General features: G+C 37.9%; 17 protein-coding genes. 8 read left to right on the top strand and 9 right to left on the bottom strand.

The features are described from left to right. Positions 1 to 26 precede the first annotated feature (26 nt). Positions 27 to 1,385 (bottom strand): histidine--tRNA ligase, encoded by a 1,359-nt coding sequence (gene hisS / locus HA632_RS06205; protein ID WP_176306340.1) that lies wholly within the window; start codon positions 1,383 to 1,385, stop codon positions 27 to 29. Positions 1,386 to 1,556: 171 nt separating this feature from the next. On the opposite strand from hisS, the gene HA632_RS06200 reads away from it, so the two are divergent. After that, a complete protein-coding gene (locus HA632_RS06200; protein ID WP_176306339.1) occupies positions 1,557 to 2,804 on the top strand; it encodes an ABC transporter permease in 1,248 nt (415 codons plus the stop codon). A 33-nt stretch (positions 2,805 to 2,837) separates the two neighbouring features. On the opposite strand, the gene prmC is transcribed toward HA632_RS06200, so the two are convergent. Together prmC and HA632_RS06190 are read right to left on the bottom strand one after the other, a co-directional pair. Beyond that, positions 2,838 to 3,692 carry a peptide chain release factor N(5)-glutamine methyltransferase gene (gene prmC, locus HA632_RS06195; protein ID WP_176306338.1) on the bottom strand — a complete coding sequence of 285 codons (855 nt, stop codon included), beginning with the start codon at positions 3,690 to 3,692 and terminating at the stop codon, positions 2,838 to 2,840. After that, positions 3,692 to 4,189: a GNAT family N-acetyltransferase gene (locus HA632_RS06190; RefSeq protein WP_176306337.1), complete on the bottom strand. Its 498-nt coding sequence runs from the start codon at positions 4,187 to 4,189 to the stop codon at positions 3,692 to 3,694. The genes prmC and HA632_RS06190 overlap by 1 nt, the downstream gene beginning before the upstream one ends. 10 nt (positions 4,190 to 4,199) lie before the next feature. Here HA632_RS06190 and ribD point away from each other — a divergent pair, with 10 nt between their 5' ends. The 3 genes from ribD to HA632_RS06175 are packed head-to-tail and all read left to right on the top strand — an operon-like array spanning position 4,200 to position 6,495. Then, a complete protein-coding gene (gene ribD, locus HA632_RS06185) occupies positions 4,200 to 5,258 on the top strand; it encodes a bifunctional diaminohydroxyphosphoribosylaminopyrimidine deaminase/5-amino-6-(5-phosphoribosylamino)uracil reductase RibD (RefSeq protein WP_176306336.1) in 1,059 nt (352 codons plus the stop codon). Beyond that, the gene (locus HA632_RS06180; RefSeq protein ID WP_176306335.1) at positions 5,251 to 5,862 is read left to right on the top strand and encodes an HAD family phosphatase; all 612 of its coding nucleotides are present in this window, start codon (positions 5,251 to 5,253) and stop codon (positions 5,860 to 5,862) included. The genes ribD and HA632_RS06180 overlap by 8 nt, the downstream gene beginning before the upstream one ends. A 30-nt stretch (positions 5,863 to 5,892) precedes the next feature. Further along, positions 5,893 to 6,495 (top strand): YigZ family protein, encoded by a 603-nt coding sequence (locus tag HA632_RS06175; protein WP_217902836.1) that lies wholly within the window; start codon positions 5,893 to 5,895, stop codon positions 6,493 to 6,495. Here the strand turns inward: HA632_RS06175 and HA632_RS06170 are convergent. Beyond that, positions 6,492 to 6,890, bottom strand: coding sequence for a thioesterase family protein (locus HA632_RS06170; RefSeq protein WP_176306334.1), 399 nt, complete (start codon positions 6,888 to 6,890; stop codon positions 6,492 to 6,494). The two genes, HA632_RS06175 and HA632_RS06170, sit on opposite strands and share 4 nt — an antisense overlap. Positions 6,891 to 7,078: 188 nt before the next feature. Between HA632_RS06170 and dnaA the strand changes: the two genes are divergently transcribed. From dnaA to HA632_RS06155, 3 genes are read left to right on the top strand one after another with little or no spacing between them, the layout of a single operon-like run. Then, a complete protein-coding gene (dnaA, locus tag HA632_RS06165; RefSeq protein ID WP_121311646.1) occupies positions 7,079 to 8,506 on the top strand; it encodes a chromosomal replication initiator protein DnaA in 1,428 nt (475 codons plus the stop codon). 40 nt (positions 8,507 to 8,546) lie between these two features. Then, positions 8,547 to 9,014 carry a low molecular weight protein-tyrosine-phosphatase gene (locus tag HA632_RS06160; RefSeq protein ID WP_176306333.1) on the top strand — a complete coding sequence of 156 codons (468 nt, stop codon included), beginning with the start codon at positions 8,547 to 8,549 and terminating at the stop codon, positions 9,012 to 9,014. Next, complete coding sequence (locus tag HA632_RS06155) at positions 9,011 to 9,733, top strand: SAM-dependent methyltransferase (RefSeq protein WP_176306332.1); 723 nt, start codon at positions 9,011 to 9,013, stop codon at positions 9,731 to 9,733. The genes HA632_RS06160 and HA632_RS06155 overlap by 4 nt, the downstream gene beginning before the upstream one ends. A 16-nt stretch (positions 9,734 to 9,749) precedes the next feature. Here HA632_RS06155 and HA632_RS06150 read toward each other — a convergent pair whose 3' ends face one another. The 5 genes from HA632_RS06150 to dapF form a co-directional block, all read right to left on the bottom strand. Beyond that, positions 9,750 to 10,385 carry a peptidoglycan-binding protein LysM gene (locus tag HA632_RS06150; RefSeq protein WP_176306331.1) on the bottom strand — a complete coding sequence of 212 codons (636 nt, stop codon included), beginning with the start codon at positions 10,383 to 10,385 and terminating at the stop codon, positions 9,750 to 9,752. Between the two features lie 97 nt (positions 10,386 to 10,482). Beyond that, positions 10,483 to 11,394 (bottom strand): DUF2279 domain-containing protein, encoded by a 912-nt coding sequence (locus tag HA632_RS06145; RefSeq protein ID WP_217902835.1) that lies wholly within the window; start codon positions 11,392 to 11,394, stop codon positions 10,483 to 10,485. Positions 11,395 to 11,397: 3 nt separating this feature from the next. Next, entirely contained in the window at positions 11,398 to 12,426 is a 1,029-nt protein-coding gene (gene mltG / locus HA632_RS06140; protein WP_176306330.1) for an endolytic transglycosylase MltG, read from the bottom strand. A 19-nt stretch (positions 12,427 to 12,445) separates the two neighbouring features. Then, complete coding sequence (locus HA632_RS06135) at positions 12,446 to 12,973, bottom strand: GNAT family N-acetyltransferase (protein WP_176306329.1); 528 nt, start codon at positions 12,971 to 12,973, stop codon at positions 12,446 to 12,448. After that, positions 12,967 to 13,749, bottom strand: a complete 783-nt coding sequence (gene dapF / locus HA632_RS06130; protein WP_176306328.1) for a diaminopimelate epimerase — start codon at positions 13,747 to 13,749, stop codon at positions 12,967 to 12,969. The genes HA632_RS06135 and dapF overlap by 7 nt, the downstream gene beginning before the upstream one ends. Positions 13,750 to 13,881: 132 nt before the next feature. Here dapF and HA632_RS06125 point away from each other — a divergent pair, with 132 nt between their 5' ends. After that, positions 13,882 to 15,273 carry a S1C family serine protease gene (locus HA632_RS06125; RefSeq protein WP_176306327.1) on the top strand — a complete coding sequence of 464 codons (1,392 nt, stop codon included), beginning with the start codon at positions 13,882 to 13,884 and terminating at the stop codon, positions 15,271 to 15,273. Positions 15,274 to 15,420 lie beyond the last annotated feature (147 nt).

The following is a 15,420-nucleotide window of genomic DNA, read 5'->3' as shown; positions in this document are numbered from 1 at the left end:
AAACTTTATGCTAATACTTCTAACCCTTAAGCTAATTTCTCTAAAATACCCGATAGATCGTTTTCCGATTGTTCGCCGGATATTAGGTTCTTCAAAATAAAGGTAGTGCCTTGGATTTCTTTAACCACAAAAGGAATGTTTCTTCGCTCTGCGTGTTTGAATTGCTTGTCAATCTTCGCCGCATCGGGGTATAATTCTACTTTGATGTTTTGGCTGCGTAAAAATGTGATGGCTTTCATCGCTTCAAAAGCTTGGCTTTCATCAAAATTTAAAAACAGCACTTTGGTCGATGTCGTAACGGTTTGCGGAAACAAATGCAATTCTTCGAGCACCAAATAAATACGGTCAAGTCCAAAAGAAATACCCACACCACTCATATTTTTTAAACCGAAAATACCGGTCAAATCATCATATCTTCCACCGCCACCAATGGAACCCATGGCCACACCTTCGGGTGCTGAAACTTCAAAAATGGCACCGGTGTAATAGTTCAAACCACGTGCTAAAGTAACATCCAAATCTAAGTTGGCTTTTTGCAAACCGAGCTTGATTACGTTGTCACAAATAAAGCGCAGTTCTTCAATTCCCTTTTTACCTTCTTCCGAAGTGGAAAGCAACCCTGAAAGTTTTTCCAATTTTTCCGAAATCGTTCCGGTAAAACTGAACAATGGCTGCACTTTTACTAAAGCGTTTTCCGAAATGCCTTTTTCTATCATTTCTTTTTTAACGCCTTCCTCTCCTATCTTGTCGAGCTTGTCTAAAGCTACCGTAAAATCAATCAACTTATCCGAAGCACCGATTACCTCAGCAATTCCCGATAATATTTTACGGTTGTTGATTTTGATGGTAACACCTTCCAAACCTAACTCCGCAAAAACCGAATCGTACAACTGAACCAATTCTACTTCCTGCCATAACGAAGTAGAACCAACCACATCGGCATCGCATTGGTAAAACTCTCTAAATCTTCCTTTTTGAGGTCGATCCGCACGCCAAACCGGTTGGATTTGGTATCGCTTAAACGGAAACTCAATCTCGCCTTGGTGTTGCACTACATAACGTGCAAAAGGCACGGTTAAGTCATAACGCAAAGCTTTTTCGGAAATCTTTCCGGTGAGCTGTTTGTAGTTGATATTTTGTAATTCATCTGATGGAACCTTATCCAAAAAATCTCCCGAATTCAAAATCTTAAAAATCAAACGATCGCCTTCTTCCCCATATTTGCCCATCAGGGTTTCGGAGTTTTCAAAAGACGGTGTTTCAATCGGCTGGTAACCAAATTTCTCAAAATGCGAACGCATCACCGAAATAATATAGTTGCGTTTGGAAACCTCTGCGGGTGAAAAATCTCTGGTACCTTTGGGAATACTTGGTTTTTGTGCCATCTTAATTAATTATGAATTACGAATTACAAATTATCAATGGACTACAAACACGTAATTCGCAATTGACAATTCGTAATTGACTTTGCAAATATCTTATTTTTTAAAACTATTTTCTACTTCACAGTCAATATTCTTGTAACAAAAGCTGTATTTTAGTGTCAAATTACCGTTATGATTGGATTATTCAAAGAAAATGTAAAAATTGCGTTGGGTTCGATTCGAACACAATTGCTCCGCACTATTTTAACGGTGATTATTATTGCGATTGGTATAACAGCTTTGGTTGGGATTCTGACCGTTGTCACTGCTATCGAATACAACCTGAACTCTAGCTTTGCCTCTATGGGCTCCAATACCTTTAATATCAACCAATACGAATTCAAAAACCGACGTCGTGGCGGTGGTGAAACAGAAAAAATCAACCCGATTATCACCTATACCGAAGCCAAAAACTTTAAAGAAAAATACAATTATCCTTTAACGCAAACCTCGATATCTTTCGTTGCGACCTCTGCAGCGGAAGTTAAATTTGAAAACCAAAAAACCGATCCGGAAATATCCGTTTTGGGCATAGATGAGCATTTCCTGAGCAACTCCGGTTTGGAAGTTACCCAAGGGAGAAGCTTCAACTCATTTGATATATCCAATAATGTTTATGCTTGTATCGTCGGTTCCGATTTTGTTTCCGAGGACGGCTTACTTAAAGAAGTCAATCCCATCAATAAAATACTGACTATTCGCGGAGCAAAGTTCAGAGTAATTGGTGTATTGAAAGAACAAGGCTCTACTTTTGGCAACAGCCAAGACTTGCGCGTTATGATTCCTATTCAGGTGGCGCGTTCCATGTTTTCAGCTCCCAATATCAATTATTCTTTGAGCATGATGGTCATCAAAAAGGAATTGTTAGACGAAGCCGTTGACAATGCCCTAATCACGATGCGCAAAGTAAGGCGACTCAATCCCATCGAAGAAAATAATTTCGGAATTTCCAGAAGCGACGATTTACTCAACAGAATTGCAGACCTTACAGGCTATCTAAATATCTCCGCTTGGGTAATCGGGATTATTACCATACTGGGTTCTTCCATCGCTTTGATGAACATCATGATAGTTTCAGTAACCGAAAGAACAAGAGAAATTGGCGTTAGAAAATCATTGGGCGCCAAAAAAAGCACTATTGCTTTCCAATTTTTTATTGAAACCTTAACCATCGGACAAATCGGCGGAATCTTTGGAATCATCTTCGGAATTCTGGTCGGATTTTTAATTTGTTTGAGTGCCGACTGGGATTTTGTAATACCATGGGGTGCCATCATGGCTGCTTTCGCCACCAGTTTTGTGGTAGCCTTGGTTTCGGGATTGTATCCTGCGATTAAAGCATCACAATTGGATCCGATTGAAGCATTGAGGTATGAGTAATTAATCTTCTGTATTCTGTTGACTGTGTTCCGTTTATAATACTGCCGAAATCATTCTGTCATTTCCATAAATGTCTTTTATCAAAGTAACATTTTTGAACCCAAACCTTTCAATCAACACCACGGTTTCTTTGCCTAAATATTGATTGATTTCGAAGTACAGTTTCCCATTCGGATTTAAATTTTTCTTTGCCAACTCGGTGATTTTTCGATAAAAAAGTAAAGCATCGTGGTCTTCTACAAACAAGGCCAAATGTGGTTCGTATTCTAACACATTAGGATTGATTTCAGCCTTTTCTAAATTCTGAACATAAGGCGGATTGGACACGATGATGTCAAATTGTTGTTCTAAATCTACTGTTTCCAATATGTTTTTGAGCATAAACTGAACCGCTACAGTATTCAATTCCGCATTTTTTTGGGCTGTTGCCAAAGCCTTTTCCGAAACATCAATCGCATAAACTTCAGCATTCGGCAAATTCTTTTTCAAAGCAATCGGAATACATCCGCTACCGGTTCCAATGTCTAGGATTTTGAGTAGATTTGGCAATTCGGATATTCGGATATTTGATAAAATTAAGTCGACCAGTTCTTCCGTTTCAGGTCTTGGAATTAAAACATTTTCATTGACTAAAAACGGTAAACCAAAAAACTCGGTTTCTCCCAAAATATATTGAATCGGTTTATGCTTTTTCAATTCGACCAAAACACTTTCCCAACGCAACAATTGAAGTGCATCCATTTCCATCTCAGGGTACAGCGCCAAATCGATTCGCTTTTTCCGGTGGAAACTTTCTAAAACTAAATAAAAGAAACTCTCAACTTCCTTTTCCTCATACAAAGGCGATAGTTCCTGAAAAAAAGTGTTTTTATAGTTTTTAATTAACATCAGGATTTGGAATTTAAACTCTTGATCATCCAAACCGGACAAGTCGTATGACCGGTATTGCCCAAAGGCGCACAAAGGTATTCAAAACCCATTTTCTTGTACAAGCTTTGTGCCGCTAACATTTCGGGTAAGGTTTCGAGATAGCATTTTTCATAACCCAACTCGGTGGCCTTCTCTAAACACTTTTGAATCATTTGGGAACCAATGCCTTTACCTCGAACTTCTTGCAAAAAGTACATTTTTTGTAATTCACAAATATTCTCGGTGGAATTCTCCAATTGACTCACGCCTGCGCCGCCTACAATTTTACCTTCAACTTCTACTACAAAATAGGTCGCCCGTGGTTTGTCATAAGCCTCAAACATAAAATCCAACTGTATATCGGCAAAGGCAGTTCCGGTTTTCGGGAAATTATCGGCTATAAAAACTTCTCGTATTACGGCTGCAATTTGCTGATTGTCTTGCTTTTGGATTTCTCTGATTTGTATGCTGCTCATTTTAAAAGTAATGTCTTATTTTTGTGTTGTGAAGATAGAGGAAATTTACATAAAACGCTGCATTCAATTAGCCAAAAATGGCTTAGGCAATACCTATCCCAATCCCTTAGTAGGCAGTGTCATTGTTTATGACGGTAAAATCATCGGAGAAGGTTGGCATCGAAAAGCCGGCGAAGCTCATGCCGAAGTCAATGCCATCAATTCGGTAAAAGACAAATCCTTGTTGACCAAATCAACCATTTATGTCTCACTCGAACCCTGCAGTCATTTTGGCAAAACACCGCCTTGTTGTGATTTAATCATCAAACATAAAATCCCGAAGGTAGTGATTGGAACCGTTGATCCCAATAGTAAAGTCGCCGGTGCCGGAATCAAACGATTGATTGAAAACGGTTGTCATGTAACCGTTGGGATTTTGGAAAAAGAATGTAACGAATTGAACAAACGCTTCTTTACATTTCACAAAAAAAAACGCCCTTTTATCATCTTGAAATGGGCCGAAAGTAAAGATGGGTTTATCGCGCCTTTGACCAAAGAAAAAAAAGAACCGGTATGGATTTCCAATGTTTTTTCGCGCCAATTAACCCATAAATGGCGTAGTGAAGAGCAAGCCATTTTGGTCGGAACACAAACTGTTTTAGACGACAACCCTAAATTAGATGTTCGCGATTGGACAGGAGAAAACCCAATCCGAATCGTTTTAGACAGAACCGGAAAAATTACTACTGATTATGATGTAAAAGACGAAAAAACAAAAACCATCGTCTTTACTGAACAAGAAAATTTAATCTCTGGCGAGAATATTATTTTTGAAAGTGTTATCTTTGATAAGCAACTAACCCAAAAAATAATCGGTATTTTATACCAATATAACATACAATCTGTGATTGTGGAAGGCGGAAATAAAACGCTGCAAACTTTTATAGACAACAATCTTTGGGATGAAGCTAGAGTTTTTATCGGAAATATTGCATTGGACGAAGGTATTAAAGCACCTTTGTTAAGCGGTATTTCCAAAACAGACGACATAAAAGACGACCAACTTAAACTTTTTTTAAATCATGATTAACACAATAATTTTCGATTTTGGCGATGTCTTTATCAACCTTGAAAAAGAAAAATCGATTGAAGAGTTTAAAAAGTTAGGTCTTGATGGCCCGAATGAAGTGCTATTAGCCCAAAATGATTTGTTTGAAAAAGGTCAAATCACCGATGTGCAATTCGTAGAGAGTTTTCACCAGTTTATCCCCAATGCTTCTATCGAAGAAATTACCAAAGCCTGGAATTCGGTTATAGGTGATTTCCCTTTGTATCGCTTAGAATTTTTACAACTACTCTCCAATAAATACCGCTTGTTTTTGTTAACCAATACGGATTCCATTCATATCAATAAATTCGAACACAAAGTAGGCATGTCTTTCTACTCCGATTTTTACCGTTGCTTTGAAAAAGTGTATTACTCTTACGAAATGGGGATGAGAAAACCACAGCCGGAAATTTTCACCACTATAATGAACAAGCACGACCTATCGCCCAAACGCACTTTATTTGTGGATGACAAAAAAGAAAACACCGATATCGCTGAAAGTCTCGGTCTTTATGTGTGGAATTTACAAGTGGGCAAAGAAGACGTGGTGAACTTGTTTGACCAAAAGCACTTGCCTTTCTCCTAATTCCAATATCAATTTTCAATAACAGTTTCATTGAAAGACACCTATAATACTATTGCTTCGCCTTCACCGGTTATACTTTATAAAGAAAAAAACAGCAAGTTCTTTGGGTATGCTTTTCCGGTAACGACTGAAGCTGAAGTCAAATCTCATCTTGAACAGTTGCGAAAACAACACTTTGGAGCAGTCCATTTTTGTTATGCTTTTCAATTAGGAACCGACACCATACAATACCGCGCCAATGATGACGGCGAACCCAGCAACTCTGCCGGCATGCCTATTTACGGGCAAATTCAGTCCTTTGATGTGACCAATATATTGGTGGTGGTGGTTAGATTTTTTGGCGGTGTAAAATTGGGCGTGGGCGGATTAATCTCAGCCTACCGAATTGCAGCACAAATGGCATTGGAGGAATCGGAAATAATTGAGAAAACAATTGACGTTCATTTCCTAATCTCCTTTGATTACAAAAACATGAATAAAGTGATGAGAGTTATTAAGGAAAAAAACTTAGACATCATTGCTCAAAAAATGGAAGAAAGTTGTCAAATTGAAATTGCTACCCGAAAAAAAAATGCCGAAAATACAGTCGACATTTTTAGTAATTTATTTGAAATTGAGATCCAAAAAATTTAATCCTTCATGATGTCCAAAATGTATTGTGGAGGCGCAATAGGTTTTCCCAAATTTATGTCCACAAACACGAGTATAAAATGCGCAGTTGTTAATAACTCATCGTTTTCATTGCGAATTTCACAATCGAATTCTATCTTCACAGAGGATTGACTTTTGAACTTGGTAATCACTGTAAGTAAGTCGTCATAACGTGCTGGTTTTTTGTAATTTATCGTCATCGAAACTATCGGAAGGGCAATTCCGTTTTCTTCAAGTGATTTATATGAAATCCCTTTGTTTCTAAGCCATTCCACGCGTCCCATCTCAAAATAAGGCACATAATTCCCGTGATAAACTACACTCATTTGGTCGGTTTCCGAGTAACGAACTCTAACCTGAATTTGATGTTCTTTCATCTGCTTTTTTTGCTTTTAATCTATAATCAATACTTCTCTTTACAACAATATTTTTAAAAAATCAATACCATATAAATTTTTTTTAACGAATTTTATTCACATATTTGTTATCCCGAAAAACACGACGATTTTCATAGTCGTCTTTGTCAAAATAACCTAACAATAATTACTATAATTTTTAACCAAATATGAGCAAAACTGCGCAATCGGTATGGGAAAACTGTCTTGAGTTCATAAAAGACAATATTCAAGAACAAGCTTTCAAAACTTGGTTTGAACCGATTAAGTCAGTTGAACTTACAGACAACGCTTTGTACATTCAAGTGCCTAGTAAATTTTTCTACGAATGGCTCGAAGAACACTACGTTAAATTATTGAAGGTAGCGTTAACCAAAGAACTCGGAAAAAACGCAAAGTTACTCTATAAAATCAAAATGGAAAACACTTATGGCAACAAACAACCGTTTACGGAACAATTGCCAAGTGCACACCGCAGCCCGATAAAATCTCAAGACGTTGATGCTCCGTTTAAAAACCTGAATCCCGAACTAAAGAATCCTTTCGTAATTCCGGGAATCAGAAATTTAAAAATTGAGTCACAACTCAATCCAAATTACAGCTTCGACAATTTCTTGGAAGGTGATTCTAACCGTTTAGCACGCTCTGCCGGAATGGCGGTAGCCAACAAACCTGGCGGAACTTCTTTCAACCCGCTATTGATTTTTGGTGGCGTTGGTTTAGGAAAAACCCACTTAGCCCATGCTATCGGGGTTGAAATCAAAGACAAATATCCTGAAAAAACCGTATTGTATATTTCTGCTGAAGTATTCACGCAACAATATATTGATTCGGTTAAGAAAAATAACAGAAATGACTTTATTCATTTCTACCAATTAATTGATGTGTTGATTATTGACGACGTTCAATTCCTTTCCGGAAAATCAGGAACGCAAGATGTATTCTTCCATATCTTTAATTACTTACACCAAAACGGTAAACAAGTAATCCTAACCTCAGACAAAGCACCGGTAGACATGCAGGACATTGAACAACGTTTGTTGTCGCGTTTCAAATGGGGATTGTCTGCCGAGTTACACCAACCGGATTACGAAACCAGAATTTCTATCCTAAAAAATATTCTATACCGCGATGGCGTTGAAATGCCGGAAGAAATTGTAGAATATGTCGCCAGAAACATCAAATCTAATGTGAGAGAATTAGAAGGTGCGATTATTTCGTTGATTGCTCAATCGTCTTTCAATAAAAAAGAAGTGACCTTGGATTTGGCCAAAAGTGTCGTAGAAAAATTCGTTAAGAATGTTAAGCGCGAAATTTCTATCGATTATATTCAAAAAGTAGTTTCTGATTATTTCCAATTGGATGTTGATACTTTACAGTCTAAAACCAGAAAACGTCACGTGGTGCAAGCCCGTCAATTGGCCATGTTCTTTGCTAAGAAGTTTACGAAATCTTCTTTGGCAAATATCGGTTCTCAAATTGGAGACCGAGATCACGCTACCGTACTACATGCTTGTAAAACCGTTGACAACTTGGTTTCTACCGACAAACAATTCAAAAAATTTGTAGAAGATATTCACAAAAAATTATCTCTTTAATTGGGTTTTTGACTAAGTTTGCAGCTTAGAAAAAATCACTATGCCTGTTAAAATTTTAATGGTTTGTTTAGGAAACATCTGCCGATCTCCGTTAGCAGAAGGCTTGTTGGCATCCAAACTTCCCCAAGATAAATTTTTAGTAGATTCTGCCGGAACAGGAAATTATCATGTTGGCAAACAACCCGATCAGCGTTCCATTTTGGTCGCTCAAAAAAACGGTTTAGACATTACCCAGCAGAAAGGCAGACAATTCACTTCCAGAGATTTTGACGAATTCGATTATATCTTTGTGATGGACAGTTCCAATTATGACAACGTTATTGATTTAGCCAAAACGGAAGCGCACAAGGCAAAAGTGGAAATGATTTTGAATCATTTATTTCCGGGTGAAAATGTAGATGTCCCCGATCCTTATTACGGATTGCAAAACGGTTTCGATATGGTGTATGAAATGCTGGATGAAACCTGCTCTATTTTGGCGAAAAAACTAATCGAAAAGCATCCATGACTACCGCTAGCCTAAAAGGAAAACTCTATTTGATTCCGACCACTTTGGGCGAAATGAATCCGGATGATGTTTTACCACAATCCGTAAAAAGAGCCATTGATTTTATTGACACTTATATTGTTGAAAACGAAAAAACCGCTCGAAAATTCATCAAATCGATAAACCCTGAAAAAGTTCAGGCGAGTTTACAATTATCGGCACTCAACAAACACACCGATATTTCAGAACATAACGCCATGATTGCACCATGCTTAAATGGCGTAAACATAGGCTTGATGAGCGAAGCCGGTTGTCCCGGAGTAGCCGATCCCGGAGCGGTGATTGTGAAGTTAGCGCATGAAAAAGGCATTCAAGTGATTCCTTTGGTCGGTCCTTCTTCCATCCTATTAGCTATGATGGGTTCGGGGATGAACGGACAGAGTTTTGCTTTCAATGGGTATTTGCCTATTGATAAAGGCGAAAAGAAATCGGCACTAAAAAACTTTGAAAAGCTATCTAACGATAAAAATCAATCTCAAATTTTTATTGAAACACCTTATCGAAACAATAAGTTGTTAGAAGACATTTTACAAGCATTACAACCCAACACTCATCTTTGTATTGCCACCGACCTGACTTTGCCAACTGAATACATCAAAACGTTTCGTGTGGCAGATTGGAAAAAAACAAAGGTCGATTTACACAACCGACCTACTATTTTTATTATTCATAAGTTTTAAAAGAGCAAAAACGAAATTATTGCACTTTGGCGTTCTTGATGGCTTTGATGCCATGCGTTTCGAATCCGCCGAAGTCTTTAAGATATGTTCGCACCGAAGTCCCGTAATCATCTTTACATTTTTTGGCACCTCTTGAATTCAGAAAACGTTTTACTGAACCGGTTCCACCCAAATGCGCAGCCGCTAAAATCCCCGATTCTGTAATTTTAACGCCATCTATTACCTTTCCTTCAAAGTCTTTGATGTACTTTCTCAATTCGTATTTGTTTTTAGAAAGTAAGGCAATAAAAGCTTTCTCTTGTAGTTTCGGATTGTTTAAAAAGGCCGAACTATCATGAATCCCAATTGACTTGAGGGTTTGAACCCCAAATTGGTATTTACCTAAATACCCTAAAGTATTGATTTTTTTGTATTTCCCTTGGGATTCTTTGTGTGCAATGGCATCCTTATAGCCAATAAAATACTTGCCCTTGAATGGGACAGCCGGACTAAAATAGTCTATGTTGTTTTCAGAAGGAAAGACGTATGAAAGTCTTTTATTTTCATCAACACGAAAACCGAAGTTGACTTGGGAATTATAGGGTTTAAAACCTGAGCTTATGAAAGCTACTGTTAGTAGGATTGATGTGTAAAAAATTCCTTTTTTTATCATTAAATGTTATTTCTCAAGCGCTGTCACCGACATGAAATTACCGAGTGCAAATATACAACTAATTTTATAAAATTGAATATCAAGTAGTTAAACTGCTTTAAAAATAGATTAAGTGCATCTTCGAACCGCCGCGTCCCTTGATTTCAAACGTTGGAGCCGGAATCTTGATGGTGTTAAAAATTGTTAAAATCGTCTTAACAAAATGGGATTTGGTTTCAATTTTCGTCAAATCAACGTCGAGACTGAGGTAAAATTGACGGTATCTTTCACTTTCCGGAAGGAAAATGGTGTTGACAAATTCCTCCTTTCCGGTAATCATTCCTTCGGCACCATAACCAATGGCAATATTGAGCCATTTCGGAATTTTGGAATCCTTGGCAAAGGAATAAATGTTAGCCGAAAGCCAATACGTTTGTCCGTTATAATCTTTAAGTATTTGCTCAGACAATGAATTCCCCAAAACATTAGGTCGAGCCGAGGCATAAGGTGTTGTATGAAAAGAAAATTTAGGCACAATTCGTTGTTCTTTCCAAAGCAATTCCTGGGAAACAAACAAAGCCGTTCCGGACACATTGGCCACCACATCGCCTAAAGAGGCTCCCCAATTGGCAGAATAACCGTCGAAAACCTCAACCGTAGTCAGGAAAGCCAAGCCCAAAGTGGAACCATAAATCAGTTGACTCTTTCTACTCGAACCACTCCATTTCAAAGCATTGGCTCCAAAACTACCCAAATGATATGCAGAAAAAACATGTCCGGCTTTGTCCATTTGCAGCCATTCGGCATTGTCATTGATAAAGTGAAAATCGGAACGCGGATAATCGGCGTACCAAATCTGGTTTAAACCTATCAAAGCTGTTGCTCCAATAGCCGCTTCAGAGATAACTAGAGTTTTGAGTCGGTTTTTGTTTAAAGTATCCGAAGGTTTCAGAAAGCTCTCTATACTATTTTGCGCCCAAAGTAAATTCGAGCAGCACAAAAACAGAATTATGTAATGCTGCTTTTTCAAAGATTAACGTTTGGTTCCTTGGGCATTCAGCCAATCGGCATATTTCTTGGCGTTAACATTGTGCTGTTCCATGGTGGCGGCAAATTCATGGTAACCAAATCGCTCCACACTCGCACAGAAATAAAGATAATTATGGTTCTCCGGAGTCAAAACTGCGTCAATAGCATCGATGTCCGGCATTGCGATTGGTCCGGGTGGCAAACCTAGATTTTGATAGGTGTTGTAAGGTGAAGCGACAAACAAATCGTTGTATAATACCCTTTTGATGATTTGATCAAAATCGTTGTCTCTCAATTTCAAGGCATAAATCACCGTTGGATCTGCTTGTAGTTTCATTCCGTCTCTCAGACGATTTAAATAAACACCGGCAACGGTTGGCCGTTCACTTTTCTTTACGGTTTCTTTGTGAACGATGGAGGCCAAAGTAATTACTTGCACCGGAGTCAAATTCAATTCAGCTGCTTTAGCGATTCGTTCTTTGGTCCAAAATCGATTGTATTCTTCCAACATTTTGTCTCTGAATTTTTCAGCCGAAATGTTCCAATAAAACTCATAAGTATTAGGCAAAAACATAGCAAATACATTCTCTTTGGTGAATCCGTTTTTTTTCAGAAAAGTCGTATCTCGAAAAGTTGCCAATAATTTGGTGGTGTCCGGTTCTATTTGAGCACTGATTCGCTCGCAAAGATTTTCTAATCTTTCTTGGTTGTTGAAAGCCAATTTCACCGGAACGTTTCTTCGCATGGTGGCTACCAATTGAAAAGCACTCATGCCTTTCTTCAACAAAAACCTTCCGGCTTTTACATTTTTCGGGTAAGAACGAAGATTAGCCATGAGTTCAAAATCACTCATGTTTTTTACATAAGGTGAAAGGATTCGCTGCACATCTTCATATTTAGAATCGGTTGGAATTTCAACAAAAATTTCTTCTTTGTCGAAATTGGTATTGGCTGTAAAGAATTTGATATAAATAAACAATACTACTATTAAACCAACAGCAGCTAAAATTTTAAAGATTTTACTTTTGTTCAAAACCGAGACTATTTAAGATTTATTTTTTAATTAACTGAAAAAGGGCTTCATCGTGAAAGCGATTATTGGTGAAATTCCAATCTTTTTTGACGCCGATTTTTTCAAACCCAAATGTAGTAAAAAGAGCTAAGCTCGCTGTATTTTCCATCCCAATATTTGCAAACAACTGATGCAATTGCAACTGCTGAAAAGCATAGTCAATCACTAAACCCAAAGCTTCTTTCCCAAATCCACTTTTTCTATCAGTTTCATTTTGAATAATAATCCCAACACCTGCGCGTTTATTTTTGGGGTCAAAATCAAATAAATCAATCAGCCCTATAGCTTCAAAAGTATCTTTTTTGCAAATGGCTAAGCGCAATTGTTTGGCTTCATAAATGTCCTGGTGCGCATTTTCGAGATATTGACGAATGAGAAACTTGCTGTAAGGCGTTTGCGTATTGCTGACTTCCCAAATATTTTCATCGTTTTCTATGTGATAGATAAACTCCAAATCTTCGGGTTCGAGAGCGCGTAAATAGATGGTATTCCCTTTAAGCGTTACCATTCTATTTCTCCTTCAAAAACAAAAGTTGCCGGACCTTTTAGAAAAACATGGGTGTATTTATCACCTTCTTTCACAAAAGATACTTCTAATTTTCCGCCTTCAACATCTAAATGAATATGGTGTGAAGTAGTTTTTCCAATGGCGTGCATGGCAATGGCTACTGCAGTAGCTCCGGTTCCGCATGACAAAGTTTCATCTTCTACCCCGCGTTCATACGTACGCAAGGCAAAATGATTTTCTGAAATTTGTTTGACAAAATTCACATTGGTTCCGGGCTTGCCGTACAAATCGGAATAGCGAATTTGGGAGCCGACAGTTTTGACATCATAATTTTCCAAGTCTTCCACCATCATCACGTGATGTGGCGAACCGGTATTGAGGAAAACATAATCACTTTCTATTTTTACAAAATCGACGTCTTTCATACCCAACGAAACCGTTCCGTTTTCAAAGATGGAAGCATGATGCGGACCGTCAGTTGCTATAAAATCGGTGTCGTCTTGAATCACATTCAAACTTTTTGCGAAAGCCACCAAACATCGACCTCCGTTACCGCACATTGAACTTTCGTTGCCGTCAGAGTTGTAATATACCATACGGAAATCAGTATCGGTGTCATTTTCCAATAAAATCAAACCATCACCGCCTATACCGAAGCGTCGGTCGCATAATTTTTCGATGAGTTTGGTATCGTTTTTAGGAAAAATAGTTTTGCGATTGTCAATCATGACAAAGTCGTTTCCGGTGCCTTCGTATTTGTTAAAAGTGATTTTCATAGTCGTAAAAAGTGACACAAAGATAGCAAAATTAAGATTGCCTTAAAAATTGTTAAACGAGCGTTAAAGGGTGTTTGAAGAAAAAATGAAAGTTTTTAATTTTACTTTCAGATAATTTAAATGTTAATGACTATGAAAAGACTATCAAGTTTATTTTTGGTTTCTTTATTGAGCGGTGCCACTACACTGGGCGCATACAAATTATTTATCGAAGGGAAAAGCAACCGTGATTCGATTGTGACCATGGCTTCCGAAAGCAACTATAGAACCGTCGGTTTATCGGCTGAAGCCATTGACTTCACTGTGGCAGCGGAAAATGCTGTCCACACCGTTGTTCACGTAAAAAATGTGTCCGTTAGGACCGTTTCCAATCCGATTATGGAATTCTTCTATGGCCAACGCGGTGGGCAACAACAAGAGCAAATTGGTACCGGTTCGGGTGTTATCATTTCTGAAGACGGTTATATCGTAACCAATAATCACGTGATTAAAGACGCTACAGAATTGGAAGTTACCTTGAACAATAACAAATCCTATAAAGCCAAACTCATCGGAACCGATTCTAAAATGGACATTGCTTTGTTAAAAATCAATGCCGATGAAAAATTACCATATTCTACTTTTGCCGATTCAGACCAAGTTAAAGTAGGCGAATGGGTCTTGGCCGTTGGAAATCCGTATAATTTAAATTCAACAGTGACTGCCGGAATTGTGTCGGCCAAAGCCAGAAATTTAGACAACCGAAATGGGATTCAATCTTTTATCCAAACCGATGCTGCTGTGAATCCCGGAAATAGTGGTGGTGCGTTGGTGAATACCCGTGGAGAATTAATCGGAATCAACACTATGATTTCTTCTCCCACAGGAAGTTATGCCGGTTATTCTTTTGCAGTTCCGTCTAACATTACCCGTAAAATCATTGAAGACATTATGGAGTTTGGCGGCGTGCAACGCGGCATTTTGGGTGTGGAAGGCAATGAATTGAACAGCAAAGCTTCTACTGAGTTAGGCATCAAAGACACTGAAGGTTTCTATATTAATAAGGTAACCAAAAACTCCGGTGCTGAAAAAGCGGGTTTGAAAAGCGGTGATGTCATCAAAAAAATAGACAATCAAAAAATCAGTTCGTTTGCCGAATTGACCGGTTACATCAATACCAAAAGACCAAATGACAAAGTACAAGTGACTTTCATTAGAGATGGTGTCACTAAAACCGCTTCGGTGACTTTAATAAAAAATGACATCTTCACGACTGAATTTAAAGGATTGGAATTAGAGAACATTGATGCCTCCGACAAAAAGAAATACCGAATTGACTATGGTGTTCGCATCAAAGAAATCAACAACGAAAATCTCAAACCGTATTACGACCAATTAAAAGGCAACATCATTCTTTCGGTAGACAATGTGAAAGCCACAGATGTAGAAACCATTTCCGGATTTTTGAACAAAAAAGACGAAAATCAAAGCGTAAGCATTCAAATGATCAACCGAATGGGACAAGTAATTCAAGTCATTATATAAATTCATCTTACTTATTTTTCTAAAAGCCAGCCTTTAAAAGGGTTGGCTTTTTTTATTGTTAAATATTTACGAAATCGTTTTCGTGAAAGGCTTCTATTTTATATTTTTGCGCCAAATTTAAATTTTCAACACAACTAAACTCTTTTC

Source organism: Flavobacterium sp. J49, assembly GCF_011742145.1.
GTDB lineage: Bacteria > Bacteroidota > Bacteroidia > Flavobacteriales > Flavobacteriaceae > Flavobacterium.
Note: the sequence above shows the minus strand (reverse complement) of the source record. Positions and strands in the feature narration are given on the sequence as shown.